Source organism: Armatimonadota bacterium (assembly GCA_036504095.1).
In the GTDB taxonomy this organism is placed as follows: Bacteria; Armatimonadota; DTGP01; order JAKQQT01; family JAKQQT01; genus DASXUL01.
In genome coordinates, this window is record DASXVS010000069.1 from 1 (window position 1) to 16137 (window position 16137).

10 protein-coding genes are annotated in these 16137 nt (G+C 64.5%); 8 read left to right on the forward strand and 2 right to left on the reverse strand.

Translation table 11 applies throughout. The features are described 5' to 3' along the window. The 6 genes from VGM51_15170 to VGM51_15195 all read left to right on the forward strand — a co-directional run. Positions 1-310, forward strand: a 310-nt coding sequence (locus VGM51_15170) for a hypothetical protein (protein ID HEY3414377.1), incomplete at its 5' end; no start/stop codon positions are given. Positions 311-614: 304 nt separating this feature from the next. Then, positions 615-2105 (forward strand): NapC/NirT family cytochrome c, encoded by a 1491-nt coding sequence (locus VGM51_15175; protein ID HEY3414378.1) that lies wholly within the window; start codon positions 615-617, stop codon positions 2103-2105. Between the two features lie 117 nt (positions 2106-2222). Then, the gene (locus VGM51_15180) at positions 2223-3308 is read left to right on the forward strand and encodes a Nif3-like dinuclear metal center hexameric protein (GenBank protein ID HEY3414379.1); all 1086 of its coding nucleotides are present in this window, start codon (positions 2223-2225) and stop codon (positions 3306-3308) included. Positions 3309-3467: 159 nt separating this feature from the next. After that, positions 3468-5102 carry a hypothetical protein gene (locus tag VGM51_15185; protein HEY3414380.1) on the forward strand — a complete coding sequence of 545 codons (1635 nt, stop codon included), beginning with the start codon at positions 3468-3470 and terminating at the stop codon, positions 5100-5102. Between the two features lie 103 nt (positions 5103-5205). Next, positions 5206-8454, forward strand: coding sequence for a hypothetical protein (locus tag VGM51_15190; GenBank protein ID HEY3414381.1), 3249 nt, complete (start codon positions 5206-5208; stop codon positions 8452-8454). Between the two features lie 39 nt (positions 8455-8493). Then, a complete protein-coding gene (locus tag VGM51_15195; GenBank protein HEY3414382.1) occupies positions 8494-10788 on the forward strand; it encodes a trehalase family glycosidase in 2295 nt (764 codons plus the stop codon). A 4-nt stretch (positions 10789-10792) separates the two neighbouring features. Here VGM51_15195 and VGM51_15200 read toward each other — a convergent pair whose 3' ends face one another. After that, positions 10793-11407: a class I SAM-dependent methyltransferase gene (locus tag VGM51_15200; GenBank protein HEY3414383.1), complete on the reverse strand. Its 615-nt coding sequence runs from the start codon at positions 11405-11407 to the stop codon at positions 10793-10795. A gap of 39 nt (positions 11408-11446) precedes the next feature. Further along, positions 11447-14011: a DUF4965 domain-containing protein gene (locus tag VGM51_15205; protein ID HEY3414384.1), complete on the reverse strand. Its 2565-nt coding sequence runs from the start codon at positions 14009-14011 to the stop codon at positions 11447-11449. Positions 14012-14348: 337 nt separating this feature from the next. Between VGM51_15205 and VGM51_15210 the strand changes: the two genes are divergently transcribed. Beyond that, positions 14349-15083 carry a hypothetical protein gene (locus VGM51_15210; protein HEY3414385.1) on the forward strand — a complete coding sequence of 245 codons (735 nt, stop codon included), beginning with the start codon at positions 14349-14351 and terminating at the stop codon, positions 15081-15083. Between the two features lie 145 nt (positions 15084-15228). Beyond that, on the forward strand, positions 15229-16116 hold the full coding sequence (locus tag VGM51_15215) for a type II secretion system protein (GenBank protein HEY3414386.1): 888 nt from the start codon (positions 15229-15231) through the stop codon (positions 16114-16116). The last annotated feature ends 21 nt before the right edge of the window (positions 16117-16137 follow it).

The following is a 16137-nucleotide window of genomic DNA, read 5'->3' on the forward strand; positions in this document are numbered from 1 at the left end:
CCTGTGGGCGACCACGAACGTCACCGAGGCGGACACGGTCGTGGCGCGCGTTAAGGTCACATACACTGACGGAACCACCGTGGAAAAGCTTATCGCCTATGGTGGGGCCATCTTCGCGTTTGAAGACCTGCGCGGCGGCGCGCAGGTGGTCACCGCGTGGCGCGGCAAGACCGCCACCGGACGCGACGCCGCCGCCCGCCTGTGGACGTGGAACAACCCGCACCCCGAAAAGGCAATTGCCTCCGTCCGGGTTTCCAGCGAGGGCACGGAAGCGGCGCCGGTCCTGATGGGGCTGACGGGAGTCTCCTGAATCTGCAATAGACGGAGCAGGCGCGGATGGCGGCCGGTCTTCCCCGCCGCCATCCGCGCCTGTTCGCGGTCTCCGGGCGTCTACGAGCGTTGGCAATCAGTACTGGGGTACTGCCGGGTGTGCTGAATTACCCGATGGGAATGGTTGCAGCGGCATTTCCTTTATTCTGATAGCATTCGTAGCATCCATTTATCAGTCCACCTCTGATCCGCGCGCCGGCTGTAAGCAGTCTGGCGTCGGGATGACGGCCGCCGGATCCCACGTTGTGAAGAGCACATGGGTGGAACCCCTACAGGAGACCTGAATGAACCGACGTCTGCCGCATATCGCATATAACCTGACGAGTCTGGTCGGCGCCGTGCTGGCCCTGATCGCGTTAGGGCTCATTGCGATGCTCTACCTGCTGGAGACCTTCTCCAAGGCGAGCCACCCCTATATGGGGCTTATCACGTTCATCGTGCTGCCCGCTTTCCTCTGTCTGGGGATCGCCCTCGTGCTCTGGGGCATGTTTCGCGCGCGTCAGAGGGCCCTTGCGGGGACACCTGAACCTCCGATGCCGCGCATCGACTTCAACAACCCGAAGCATCGCAACGCCGTCGTGTTGTTCGCGTTCGGGGGTACGATGTTCCTCGTGCTATCGGCCTTCGGGAGTTACCAGGCCTATGAATACACGGACTCCGTGCAGTTCTGCGGTCTCGTCTGCCACAAGGTGATGGAACCGGAGTACACAGCGTACCAGGGATCGCCGCACGCGCGGGTTGCGTGCGTTGAGTGTCACATCGGCTCCGGCGCCTCTTCATTTGTGCGGTCAAAGATTTCCGGTTCCTATCAGGTATACTCCGTCCTTTTCCATAAGTACCCGCGCCCCATCTCCACGCCGGTCCATAGTCTGCGCCCTGCCAGAGAGACCTGCGAGCAGTGCCATTGGCCACGGCATTTTTACAGCGCCAAGCTCCTGAGCCGGAATTACTACCTGTCGAACCCCCAGAACTCGAAATCACACATCGATTTGCTGATGAAAATCGGTGGTGGCGATCCGATAGGCGGGCAGGCCGGGATCCACGCGCACATGTACCTGGATAACAAAGTCTCGTACATCGCCGTGGATCGCGGGCGAAACAACATCCCGTACGTGGAGTCCACAACTGCGGACGGCAAGACGACCGTGTACCGCACCACGGAGAACCCGCCGACGGACGCGCAGCTTGCCAAGGGCGAGCACCGGACTGTCGACTGCATCGACTGCCACAACCGGCCGACCCACGTTTTCCGCCACCCCGCGCAAAGCGTGAACCAGGCGATGGGCGCCGGCGTGATCAGCCCAACGCTTCCGGACGTCAAGCGCGTGTCGGTTGAAGCCCTCGAAGGGACATACACCTCAAGGACGAACGCTGATAGGGCCATTGCCAAGGCCATGACCGATTTCTACACGGCCAGTTACCCGAAAATCGCGGCCGACCGCCAGCCGGACATCCAGCAGGCCGTGTTACAGGTGCAGAACATCTATAACCACAACTATTTCCCGCGGATGAACGCCAACTGGAAAGGTTTTCCGGACCATATTGGCCACATGTACTCGGATGGCTGCTTCCGGTGCCACGACGGCAAGCACGTCAGTTCGGATGGCAAGGTGATCTCCAAGTCCTGCACCGCCTGCCACACGCTGCTCTCCCAGAGTGTGGGGACTGGGACACCGACGATTTCGCTGGGCGGTGTGGCGTTCAAGCACCCCGGCAACGTGGGGGATGCATGGAAGGACGCCAATTGCACCACCTGCCACGCGCAGCAGCAGTAGGAGTTCCGGGTTCCGAGTTCAGGTAGTAACGCAGCATAAACAGCGGGGGCGGCGGATCATTCGTTATTCGTCGCCCCCTTTTTGCGTCTCCGCGTGTTCGCGGTCCAGAATGCCCGTATGGAACACACGATCGCGGATGTGGTGGCGGCCATGCGCCGAATGGCCCCGGAAGAGTGGGCCGAGGAATGGGACAACGTAGGATGGCTGGTCCGTCGCGATGCGCCGATGGACGCCCCGCTGAAAGCCATCCTGTCGCTCGATCCCGTTGACCCGGATTGGGCGGCCGCCAACGGGTACCGCCTGAACGTGTGCCACCACCCCAACCCATTTCGCGGCTTGACGCGCGTGGACGACAATACCTACGCCGCGCGCGCCTGGGCGGCCGGCCTGAACGTGTACGCCGCGCACACCAACCTCGATGCCGCCCCCGGCGGCGTCAACGACGCCCTTGCATCCGCGCTCGGCCTGAGCGACACCCGGCCGATGCTCCCGTGCGACGGCGCAACGCTGGTCAAGTTCGTGACGTATGTGCCGGAGCCCCATCTGAGCGCGGTCCGGACCGTGTGCGCGGAAGCGGGGGCAGGCCACATCGGGAACTACGATGAGTGCTCGTTCGCCTGGCCCGGCACCGGCACCTTCCGCCCCCTGCCTGGCGCCGACCCGTATACGCGCACCGAAATCGGCCGCCTCGAGGAAACGGATGAGTGGCGCCTCGAGATGATCGTTCCCTCGCACCTGATTGAAGGGGTGATCGCCGCGGCGAACGCCGCGCACCCCTATGAGGAGATAGCCTACGACGTGATCCCGCTCGCGAACCCGGACCCGAGGGTCGGAATCGGCCGCATCGGCACGCTGCCCGAACCCATGGAGCTCGCGGAGTTCTGCAAGCACGTTTCCCTGAGCCTTCGAACCGATCGTGTGAGCGCAGGCGGCAGCGTCGACAGCGTGAGGACCGTGGCCGTGCTCGGCGGGGCGGGTGGTAAGTACCTCTCCGCGGCCGGCGGGGCAGACGTCTTCGTGACCGGCGAGGTGGGACACCACGACGCGCTGGAAGCCCAGGCGATGGGCATGGCGATCATCGATGCCGGGCACTTTGCGACCGAGCGGGTGGTCCTGGAACCGCTCAAGCGGTACCTGGAGGCCCAACTCCGCGGCCTGAACCTCACGATCGCGGACGAAACGGACCCGCTGCGCCGCGCGTAAGGACCATCGGAAATGGTAGCGCCGGCGTCCCCGCCGGCATCCGCCGCCGAACGGTAGCGCCGGCGTCCCCGCCGACAAGGCCGCGAAGCGGGGGGACAGCCTCGACACTGCTTCCAATTGTCGGCGGGGACGCCGACACTACCGGAAAGGACGCGCTCTGTGAAACCGCTGCACTGGATCGTTCTTGTGTCTCTGCTCGCCGTCTTCATCGCTCCGCCCACCCGGCGCGCGGCGTATGAGCAAGCCCGCCTCGTGCTGGGCCTCACGCCGCCGGAAGCGTACGCGTGGCCTGCCGTCTGGGGGGCCGAACACGTTCCGCACTCGCTCGCGAAGCGGCGCACCACAACCTACAAGCGTTTGGCCGCTGCTCACACGGACGACATCGGGTTGCAGATGGCAGTCGCCATTGAATCGGTTCCATTCAGCTTCACCGAATTCCCCAAAGCCAACGTCTATGGACTTCGCCCGCTGCTGAAGCGCTATCCGCGAAGCCCCGTACTGTACGCAGCCTTGCTCCAGTACGGTTCGCAGTGCCTCGGCGACGTTGGCAACGAATACAAGGCAGCTTCACCAAAGTACCAGCCGATGCGGGATGCGATCGACCCGCGACCGGCGCACCCCCTCCCTCGCGTGACGTTCGCGGAGTACGATGGATGGGCCGCCGCGGGCGAACGGCTCGAGCCGGACAACGCCTGGTTCACGGCTATGCGCGCTGTCGGATACTCGCAGCAACATAGAAGCGGCGCCGCCCTGGCAGCGATGGAGCGCGCGGCGAAGAAGGAAGACTGGGAGGATTATGACAGCGTCCTCACGGTCGCCGTGACAAATCTCCCGATTGAGGCGTACGGACGGACCGATCCCTTGGTGTTCCCCCGGATGATGACCCTGATGAGTGGAACGCTTCGCTCCGCGCTCTACGAGACGACGCGCGACGAGTCCCGGGCAGCGGAGAAGGCGGGGCACATTGAAGAAGGCCTTCGGATACGCCGCTCTGCCTGGCACCTCGCGCGCCTCTGGCGTCTGAACTCGAGGACAGCGATCGGCGCGATGTCGTCCGACCCGGTGACGAGCGCCGCGCTCCGTGGTTTGGGCGGACCCGAAAAGCGCGACCCCAACCTGACGAACGTTCAGCAGCGCGCGGCGCACCGGAAAGCCGTCCTATCGTGGCTGGATCGGACCGGACACAGGTCCGATGCCGATTTCCTCCGGCGAGACATGGCCCAGCGCGACGAGATGTACGCCATCATCAAGGCCGGCCTTCACAAGGCGGACTCTGTTCGCATCATGGTTTGGGCCGCGGCGACGTGGGGAGCCGCAGCGACGCTCTTCAACGCCGCGCTTTGGCTGGCACTTCTCGCCATGGCCGTATCCTGGGTTGCAGGCACGACCGGGCGGCGGGGTTTGCGCAGACTCACCGCGTGGGCCGTGGCGATAGCCCTGCTGGCATGGCAGGCGCGCGCAATGCAAGGCTTTTTCGCCGATGCGCCGGTCGCATTGTCTCCGTTCGCAATCGGGTGTCTGGCCGCCGCTGCCTTCGCCTTCTCCGTTCCGCTGGTCCTGTATTCGGTGTTCGCTCTGACGGCGCTACTCCGCCGCAAGCCGTTCCGCAAGAGCGTGGGCGATTGGCTGCGCGCTTCGATCATCCCAACGGCGTGCGTCCTGGCGATGCTGTTCGTGGGCGTGAGCATCTGGGGAGTGAAGCCGCAGCGCACGTGGCGCGAGAACCTGTATGGCCAGACCTTCGGCGAGGTAAAATACTACGCTCACCTCGTCGGCAAGACCTGGCCGGAGTGAATCCGGAGGGTCAGGGGCCCGCATGCGCGTCATAATGCCATGGGCGGCGCCGTTCCAGCGCGTGCGCGCCAGTTACCGTTGAACGTGAAGGGAGCACCTATCGATGAATCCGATTCACCTTGCCGGTCTGTTGAGTTTCGCCTGCCTCATGAGCGTCGCCGCCGTTGGGTCATCGCGCGCCGCGCGACCGGAGGGATTCGACATCTTCCCCTTCTCCCTCCCCCGCTGCCCGGACGGCGAGGTCCGCTTCGAGGAGCCTCGCGACATCGCGCGGGTGGTCGTCACGTTCGAGGGCGACGCGCCGGATCAGGTTTCGCTCTCCTATATGCACAAGGTCTGGCCGGAGACGCGCATCGAGACCGGTTACCAGGGCGTGGACAACGCCATGTCGATGGGCTGGTACCCCATCGAGGACTGGTTCAACTGCGACTGGCGCAAGGCGGAGACCAACATCGAGCGGCCCGACGCGAAGACGGTCGTCCTCACGTTCAAAGGCCTGGCGAGCGAGTTCCCGGACGTCACCGGATACGATGTGGCGTTCAGGCGGACCCAGGGCTTCCGCATCCAGGCTGACCCGCAGGCGAAGATCGAGAGCCTCCGGGTCTATACAGCTTCTCAGCCTGCAACCTCGACCATCCGTGTGGCGTTCTTGGACGGCTCCAAACACAAGGCAATCCGGGTGTCCGGTTACAACGCGGTCGTCGAACGCGTGAAGGCCGAATCCGGCGCGAAGGTGCGGCGAGGCGAGGTCATCCCCGACGAAGCCGGCAAGGGTTCTTTCACCGTACAAGTCTCCCACATGGCGCCGGCCCATCGGTTCTGCGGCGATGACGGGCACGTGACGTTCTCGTGGGACGGCGACGCGTTCACCGTCTCACTGACAGCGCTCGAACAGCAGGGACCTGTCTGGTTCGAAGATGAGGGCATCTTCATCACCCGCGCCGACGATCCGACCACCCTCGACGAGTACCGTAAGCGCTACGCCGGAGCAATGACGACCGCGCAGAAGGTGCTGAGCCTGCCGGAGCAAAGCCTGGGCGGCGCGCTCAACGGGCAGCCGAGGCCGCACCCGGATTCCTTCGTGGTCGGCTGCAAGAACGCCCGTCAGCGGTTCCGCATCGAGGCGAACGGCGACATCCACCTCGCGAAGGGCCCCATGGACTGGGTCCGGATGTCGGACTCGCCACGCTTCAAGAACACCGGCGACGCCCGGTTCTTCTTCGGACTGGAGCGTTACCGCGTCGTCTCGCGCGCGCCCGATCCCGCGCCGATCATGGCGTACAACACGCATCTGATTTCGGACGACATCGACGTCGATCAGAAGGCGTTCGCCGTGCCGCTGTTCAAAAAGATGGCGGATGACACACTCGTGGGCGATGACAGCATCGCCGGGATCGTCCAGTTCACGTTCCGCAACACGAGCGCGCACACGGCTTACGCCAGGCTTCCGATCGGCTACTCCTCCGAATCCCGCTCGTCGGGTGACAGGATGGGCGAAGGGAGCCAGTACGGTACGGAATCGGATGGCAACCGCGTCCCCAGGAGTGCGCGCGACAAGGTCGGCATCGAAACGCTGGCGGGTTCACCATCACTTCGGACGGTAACCACCCCCTGGAAGGACGAAAAGGTCGTCCGCTGTGTGCTTGACTCGGCGATGCGCGCGGAGCAATCCGGCGACTCGATCGTTCTGCGCCAGGAGTTGAAGCCGGGCGAAACGTGCACCGCGACACTGAGGATCCCTTACGTGTCGCCAAACGATGCGGAGTTGAAGGCGCTGGCCGCGCTCGGCACCGCCGCGGCCTACACCCAGGTCCGGGATTTCTGGCGGGCGGTCGGTGAGACCGGCGCGCAGATCCACACGCCGGAGCCCCGCCTGGACGCCTTGTACAAAGCCCATTTCGCCTACGTCAGCGTGGCGGACTTCGCGATGCCGAACGCGCCCGATCTCATCAACACCTCGGTCGGCACGTCCATCTACCCAAACTACACCAACGAGTCCTGCATGATCGTCGATGAGCTGGAAACGCGTGGCCTGCATGAGGAAGCGCGGCGGCGCCTGGCCACCTGGATCAGGTATCAGGGAACGGCGCCGGTCCTGGGCAATTTCAGCGACCACGACGGCGTCCTGTACGGCGCGGGCGGCTTCGAGTGCGGTAACACGTACGATCAGCATCACGGCTGGGCGCTGTGGCGGATCGCCGAGCACTTCTTACAGACGCGCGATGAAGCGTGGCTCAAAGTAAATGCGGGCGCGCTGGTGAAAGGAGCGGACTGGGTGTTCCGCCAGCGCCGCCTCACCATGAAGGACCTGCCGCATTCGCGGGGCTGGGAGTACGGCTTCCTCCCGGCGGGCAGCCTGGAGGACGTTTCCGACTACTTCTACTGGCTCTCCACCAACGCCGTCACGTGGCGTGGCGTTGACAGCGCGGCCAAAGCGCTGGAAGTGACCGGCCATCCGGATGCCGCACGCATCCGCAAGGAGGCCGACGCCTACAAGGCCGACCTGATCAAAGGATTTGAGACGTCGCGCCAGTACACACCGCTTGTGAAGCTGCCGGACGGCCGCTGGGTGCCGGACTATCCCAGCCGGCTGTACCTGCGCGGACGGGACACCGGCTGGATCCGCGAGGTGCTGGAAGGCTCCGTCTACCTGCTCATCACCGGCCTTTACCCGCCGGAGGGGAAACAGGCGCAGTGGATTCTGGACGATTACCAGGACAACCGCTACCTCGGCCATGATTTCGGCTATCCCGTGTTCAGCCCGGAGCGTCTGTGGTACGACGTGGGCGGGTTCTCGTGCCAGCCGAACCTCCTGGCGGGGCTGATGCCGTACCTGGACCGCGACGAGACGGAGATCTACATCTGGATGTTCTTCAACGCATGGGCGGCGTGCTATCGCGAGGAAGCGAACTCGATGGTCGAGCACCCCAGTCCGATCCTGGGCCACTCGAACCAGGCCATCGTGAAGACGAGCGACGAGGCCAACGCGGTCAAATGGCTCACTTATATGTTCGTCTACGCGCCGGGCGACACACTGTATCTGGGCCGTGCGATACCACGAGAGTGGCTGAGCGATGGCCGCGTCATTTCCGCGCAGCGTCTCAACACCCGGTTCGGCGAAGTCAGCGTCCGATACCTGTCAAACGCCGCGTCTGGCACGATCTCGCTGGCAGCCGATCTGGCCATGGAGAACAAGCCCGGGAGTATCATCGTGCGCATTCGCCACCCGGAGAAGAAGCCGATCAAATCGGTGACGGTCAACGGAGCGCCGCACGCCGTGCTCGACCCGGTTCGCGGCGACGTGGACATCACCGGCATGAGCGGCAAGGTGATCGTAGAGGCTGCATACTGAGGCCGAGGACGCCCGGTTCGCCGGGCTTGAGAGGAACAAATGACAGAACTACCCGGGGCGGTCCCGCAGAGCGACTACGTCCCATTCGGATACCTGGATAACCCGTGGCACTCCGCCGTCGCGAATCGCAGCGGCATCATCCGTTCTGTGCCGCCGATGGGTTTCGGCTTCTGGTGCCGCAGCATGCCATGGCCGTACGGTATGGGGGCGCGGCGGGAGATCAACTACCTCTCGTTCCTCCACCCGGCAGTGATCATCGACGGCGTCCCCTTCCATCAGGCCGAGGATTTCGAACGAGAGGGCGTCGAACTCGTCTCGCGGTACCACACGCAAAACCTGATGAGCTACGACTGGTCTTTCCGCGGCGTATCAGTTCGGCTGCTCTACCACCTCAACGGCGAGCATACGCTATGCTGCCACGTGGAACTGAAGAACGAGTCGGGCGAGGCGCGACAGGTGTCGGTGCACGCCACCCATATTTACGGGTATCCCGAACTGAGGTGGTGGGGCTCGGATGGGGTCGCCAGCCGGTACAACGTGGAGTCCGGCGCGGCTGTGGCCAAGATCTGGGCTTCCGGGGACGTCTTCGCGCTCTCGGGCGGCCCCGAGTTCACGGCGTACAAGGCAACCGCCTCTGCCGGGGAGTGGCGCGCGTGGATGGCCGGGAACGACCTGTCCTCCAACGAAGGCGCATCGTCCACCAGCCCGGAGCCGGTCTACAGTGTGCTGAGCGCATCACTCAAACTGGAGCCCGGTAGCGACTGGTTCGGCCTCGTGACCCTCACGCGCAGCACGAACGAGGTCTGGGCGGTGAAGGGCTCCGAAGAGGCTCGAAGCGCCGCCGAAGAGACGCTCAAACGCCTTCTGGCGGAGGACGGGGCGTTCTACGCGAGCGCGCCGGTACTCGCCGGCGACTGGCCGGCCGACTGGAAGCACGGCTGGATCTACGACCTGGAAACGCTCCGGATGAACGTCCGCGAGCCCGTCGGCATCTTCACCCACCACTGGGACGCGATGCAGGTGTTCACCCCGCGTTCGGTCCTCGGCGAGGCGGTCATCGACGCGACTTGCCTCAGTTATAGCGACGCGGCGCTGGCGAAGGACGTGATCCTCGGCACGTTCGCCGACGCGCCGATGCCGAACGTGCCGTGCGTGCGCGAAGACGGCAGCATGAACATGATCAGCATGGGCGGCGAGGAATGCGGCACCGCGCCGATCTGGGTCCTTCCGTTCCGCAGCATCCGGGCCGTCTTCGACCGCGATGGCGACGCCGCGTGGGTGACGGCGCTCTACCCGCATCTGGAAGCGTTCGTGCAGTGGTGGCTGGACAACCGCACCGACGCAACCGGCCGCTTCTTCTGCAACAACAGCTGGGAATCGGGGCAGGACGGCTCCAAACGCTTCCTGCTGGAGGAAGGCGAGGAAGGCAAGGAGGCCGAGTTCGTTCAGACCGTAGACGTTGAGGCCGCGATGGCCGACGCGATGGCCACGCTGGCGTACCTGGCGCCGGTCGCAGGTCGTCCGGAGCGCGCCGCGCACTGGACCACAATGGCGCAACAACGGGCCGATGCCACGCGCGCCATGTATGTGGACGGCTGGTTCCGCGATTTCGACGCGCGCACCGGTACGCCGATCATGCTGCCGGACTACGTGGACGTGATGATGCTCTTCCCGCTCGCGGTCGGCATCGCGACGCCGGAGCAGATGAAGGCCATCCGGCCGATGTTCGACTACTTCCTCGCCAATCCAAAGCACTGGCTGGAATGGCCGTCGTTCATGTTCGTGTTCACGGAAGCGGGCTGGAACGCGGGACTTCGGCAGATGATGTCGGACGTGGTCGCGAAGACGGCGGACCGGGTGTACGGCCGGACGAACTCATCGAAGACGGTGGAGATCGACCCCGCGCGTTCACGCATCCCCGAGCCGTACAACTACCGCATCCCGGGCATCGCCAACGAGTTCTGGCCGATGGAGCCGGCGACCCTCGCGCAATCCAGCGCCGAGGCTTACGGCTGGGGCGCCACGCTGCCGACGCTCGTGCTGCGCAACATCATCGGCTTCCGCGAGGATGGCTCCGGCTTCACGCTCGCGCCCACCCTGCCGGGCAGCCTTCTCACACCGGGCAGGCTTTACACCGTCACTAACCTGCGCTACCGGGAGTGCCGCTTCGACCTGACGCTGGAGACACTGCAGGAGGGCCGGTTGAAGGTGGGCATCCGCCTCCATGGCGCGTCAGCGGGACTGGCCGTAACCGGTTCCAGCGGCCCGGTTGAGGCTGCGGGGGCTTTCGAAATCGTAAACGGCGACACGCTGAGCTGCCGAATCATCCAGTAGCCATTCACGCCTTTCGGCAGTAGCAGTAGATGAACTGCTGTACCGTGCCGAACGGCGTATGGTGTTCCTCCGTGGTGTGCTCTATGAGGTCGAAGCGTTCGCCGAACTCATCGTGCAGGCTGTCGGGATCGTAGCGCATCACCGGCAGCCCGCTGCACTGGATCGGGCCGTCCGGTCCGAAGGTAGCCACGATAACGTGCCCGCCCGCCTTGACCGAGCGCTGCACGGCCTCGACGTACCTCCGCCGGTCTTCCTCCCCTGTGAGGAAGTGGAACACGGCGCGGTCGTGCCACATATCAAAGTGATCGGCCGGCAGTTTGACGGCGGTGATATCGGCCGCGATCCACGTGACGTCGGCGGCATGCGGGCCGAGGCGCTGCCGGGCGGCGTGCAGCGCCGGGGCGGAGATGTCGAGCACCGTTATATTCCGGTAGCCGGCGTTCAGCAGGTCGTCCACCAGCGTCGAGGCGCCGCCCCCGACGTCGATGATCTGCCCGGTCCTGGGCACGCCTGTGCGTTCGATGAGTTGGAGCGAGATCTCGGCGTGGTCCTGGAACCAGCTCACCTCGGTGAGAGGCTTGGTCTCGTAGATGTCCTCCCAGTGCTTTCTGGTCTCCATCCTCTCCTCCCGCAGCGCGCGCCTTTGCCCGACGCGCGCTTACCTGGCCTTGCCCACGACTACCTTTGCGATGCCGACGTCAACGCCCTGCCCCCCGGCCGTCTGGTGGCAATGGGCCGCCAGCGTGACCGTGGCGCCCGGCTTGAGCAGAGCGAGCGCGAAGCGGGATATCTCCACCGGGATGTATTCGGTTGTGAACGACGTTTCGCTCGCCGCGGGGATCCCGTTGATATAGATATCCACATCCTCGTCGTGGTAGACGAGAAACTGGAGGTCGCGCACCGGGTTTGCGGGCATGGTGACTTCGCGCCGGATCCAGATGTCCGAGGTGTTCCAGTTGGTTCGAACCGTGATACCGGGCGTGCCGGCGGTGCCGAACCCGGCCGGGCCTTCGGTCCAGGCGCTCGCGTCGAACTCCGGCTTCATCCAGTCCGCGCCCGGCTGCTCCGTCGTATAGCGCCACGTCTGCGCGGCCTTGCGCGAGGTGGGAACTATTTCCGTGATCGTCAGCCTCGGCGTCTTTGGCAGCGGCGCCCACGTGTTCACCACCGTCTTATCGCGCCTCGCCCATTTCAGCCACACAGGCCGGTCCGCCAGCATCTTGATGAACACACCGCCGATCACCGGCCGGGCGTGCATACCGACGCTGTTGACGTCATCCGTGCCATAGGAGTCCGCGAACGGCGAATGGGCGGTTGTCTCGTTCAGGTAGTCGTAGATCGGGGCGATGATCGTCTCGAAATCAGATTTCTTTTCGGCCAGCGTCGCGCTCCAGACCGACCAGTCGGCCTTCGTCAACCGCGTGCGGGAGTCGAGCGGCACTCCATACCGCTGTATCATGGTCTTGTAGTACGCGACTTCCTTGCGGGCAACGGAGGGCGGGAAGACGTTCAGTCCAAGGATCCGGTCCCACGCAAGATTGTACTTCTGGCTCCAGGTGCCCGGCTTGTCGAACGCGAGACGCGAGTGGTCGCCGTCATCGGAGGCCTTGATCCAGTGCTTTGCGTCAACCCGGGCGATTCCGGCATACCGCGCCGCGGTCACCTTGTCGCCGCGCATCTTGCAGAGGTCGCCGTAGGCGGCCAGGCCCAGGATCGCCTTGATGGAGAGGTTGGCGTTGTGCGCGAGGTGCCCCATGAAGTCGTCGGTGCACAACTGGTTTTCCGGATCGAGCCCATACCGCTCCAGGTATTTGGCCCACTGGGTCAACTGCGGCCACCATTTGGTCACGAATTTTGCGTTGCCGTCCGCCTGCGCGATGGCGTCGCAGAGGATCAGCATGTTGCCGCTTTCCTCGACCGGCATGCCTTCGCCGCCGTCATCGCGGCCGAACACCAGCGGGTAGGTGCCGAGATCGTGCGGTGCGCTCGGAAACTTCCAGTGTGAGGACGCCGAGTAGTCCAGCACCGAGACGAGCGTTGCCTTCGCGAGCGTCGGGCTGAGGAGGATCAGCATCGGGTCCATCGGGAAGAACACGTCCACGGTAGCGATATCGCCGTTGCTGGTGTTCTCCTTCGTAAAGAAAAGCGGCTTGCCCTTGCTGTCCGCCGCCAGGCCGCAAGCGGTCAGCGCCTGGCGATACGCGAGCGCGCACATCTGGGCGTATTTCGCGCCGCCGGCCTTCGTCGCGTCCGCCGTCAGTTCGCGGTCGAACGCAATTGCCCGTTTGAGCAGGGCCGGGTAATCGCGATGCGCCTTCCGAAGCATCGATTCCGGCGTCGCGCCGTTCCGCCGCCAGTACGGGCGGAGCTTCTGGCCGAAGTACTTGATGGAGTAAATCTCATCGTACGCGACGATGACCTGGCGGGTGACGTTCTGCGCGCCGACGTTTCCAAGGTCGAATGTGAACGCCATCACCGGCCGCGTATCGCTCGCCGGAGGCTGCGGTTGCGACGCATCGACCGGCTCGCCGTACTTCTTCGCGAAATTGGCCAGTAGCGCGCCATTATCGCCGGTGGCCGCTTTCGGGTAATACGCGTTGGCCGTCGCGACGTAGGCGTACCCCCAATTGATGCGGTGATCGTCCCCCGCGGACCGCAACACGGGCTGCTCGACGGTGCCCGCGCGCATAAAGGTGAGCGGGCCGGCGATGCCTTTGCCGGCCCTCACCGGCTCCTCGGGGCGATTGACTGCAAGCCGGGTATCCGTGCTGTCATATATCTGGACGTTGTGTTTCGCGCCGTCAACGGAGCGGACCTGCCAGGTGACGTAGGTCAAAGGCATCGAAAGCGCATCGAGGTCGTTCGGCAGCGCGGCGGTGAAGAAGGTCAGAGTGACGCCGACCTTTGCGTTCCGGAAATGGAATATGCTGCGGGTCGGGGTCACCTCCAGGCCGGTCTGCGGCATCGGCGGGACGCTCAGCGGGTCGGCGCCCATCAACCGGTAGGCGTCGCCATCCACTTTGATCATGCTCAACAGCGAGTGCTCGCGGCGGGTCCAGTGAACGGTGTTCGAGTCGTTGAGGTGATCCGCGGCCGACCAGATGCTGAGGAACGGATTGTGTGTCACCAGCGGCGTCGCCGGCGGCCGGAAGGGGGTTTGAGCGCCTGCGCCCGCCGCCACGGCGAGCAGTGCGACGATCGCGAAACTCATGGGTCTCTTCATCCGGTCCATTTCTCCTTGAAAGTGAAGTGCGCCACACGGAGGGTCTATGCACATTGTCGCGTCTCGACGGATGAACAGTCCAGCGATGACCGTTGCAGACCCCGCCGCCCGGGCGCACGCTTGATTCAATCGTGTTCACTGCGCCCTCCCGAAGCTTCACAAGAAGGTCATACATGCGTCATCGACCTGTCAGACCCGTATGTCAAACTGAACTTGCCGGTCGTTCAGGGCATCGATCACCGCAAAATGCGCCTGCCGCGAGAGGCGGGAGCATATCGGCCTCGGCATCGAAGCGATTTTGGACGGCGGCGTGGCCAAGGCCACAGAGGAGAACGTGATGAAACGAACCATCTTTGGCGCCGCGTTTGCGCTGGCAGCCCTCGCGGCTTCGCCGGCCCCACGCGCCGTCGCCCAGGGCGCCGCGGCGTCCCCCCCGGCCGCTTCCGGCACGGTCGCGCCGGCGAAAACGATCAGCTTGGACTTTCGCGACATGCAGTTGAGGGATGCCCTCAAGACCCTGTTTACCGGGACCGGCTATAACCACGTGGTCACGCCGGAAGCCGTTCTGGCCGCGCCCACGGTAACACTCAGCCTTCAGGACGTAACCGTGGAGAACGCCATCAGCATCCTGGTGAAGACAGCCGGGCTGAAGTACCACAAAGATCGCGACACGGGCGTGTACATGATCGAAGCCAGGTCTCCGGATGTCGCCCAGCCGACCGGTTCGACTTTGCCCACAGCCCTGGAGACGGTATCGGATCAGCCGGCCCCGGTGCAGATCGAGAAGATGACTTTGAACTATATGGACTGCGTTGATGTGTACGGCGCACTCTCCGGCCAGGGCAGCAACCGCGCGGCCTCGCAGAGCAACAGCGGCAGCAGCGGCTTCGGAAGCTCCAGCGGCTTTGGCAACTCCAGCGGGTTCGGAAGCAGCAGCGGATTCGGCAGCTCCAGCGGCTTCGGAAGCAGCAGCGGATTCGGCAGTTCCAGCGGCTTCGGAAGCAGCAGCTTTGGAAGCACGGGCTCCTCCTTCGGAAGCAGCAGCTTTGGAGGCAGTTCCTGGGGTCGTTGACCTGAGCGCCCCGCGCCAAGCGGCGGGAAGGTCTGGAACACCGACATTCCGGTCCTTCCCGCAGGCGGCGGAATGCTGTTCAGTCGCCGTACCCACGGCGCTACGATTCGCCGACTGCAAAACGCGGCGCCACGATCGGAGAGACATGAGACGTACCCAACGAAGCCGGCGCGGCGGTTTCACCCTCATCGAACTGCTGGTGGTAATCGCCATCATCGCGGTGCTTGCGGCGATGCTGTTCCCCGCCATCGCCAAGGCGCGGGAAAGCGCGAGGCGCTCACGGTCGCTCAGCAATGTCCGCCAGCTGGGCCTCGCCATGCAGGCGTACGCCGGGGATTACGATGGGCGCCTCCCCGGCTGGATGGTCGATCCGGCGCGCAACGTTCTGGTCCACAACGTCTGGGACGAGCAGATTGATTCGATGATCAAGGACAAGGGTGTCTTCTCGAACGGTGACAGGGGCATCGCATCGCCGTCGCAGCCGCGCCCCTGGGGGCGAACCCTCACCTATGTGATGAATGGCGCGCTCATCGCCCCTTGGGTCTCCGGCAACGTGGATTTCAGCCAGGTGCGCGTCTCCACTTTGAGCAATGTGCGGGAGCCTTCGCACACGATCCTGTTGGCAGAAGTCGCCACGAATGCGGGTTACGTTCCGGGCATGATTCTATCCTCCATCCCCACACACGTGAAAGGCGCGGGGGCGGCATCACCGGAGTATTTGAAGGCCATCGGCGGTGGGAGCGGCCAGGGAGGCCCCATCGACGCCGATCCCAGGATCTGGGTTGAACAGGGCAAGGGCGCGGCCTCTTACTCCGACGAAGTGGTCTGGGGATACGGAATCCCGGCGAACAAGATGGGAATCGGGCGGGACCTCTATGGCTACGGAGCCTGCTACGCGTTCCTCGACGGCCACGTCGCAACCCTGAAAATCACCCGGACGGTTACTGACGGGCAAACCATACCCGGTGGACCCTCCGCCAACTGGGCAGAGACCGGCGCGACGATCCGCAGCAACATGTGGTACCCCTGGTGAGCGGACTGCGGCTGCGGCCAC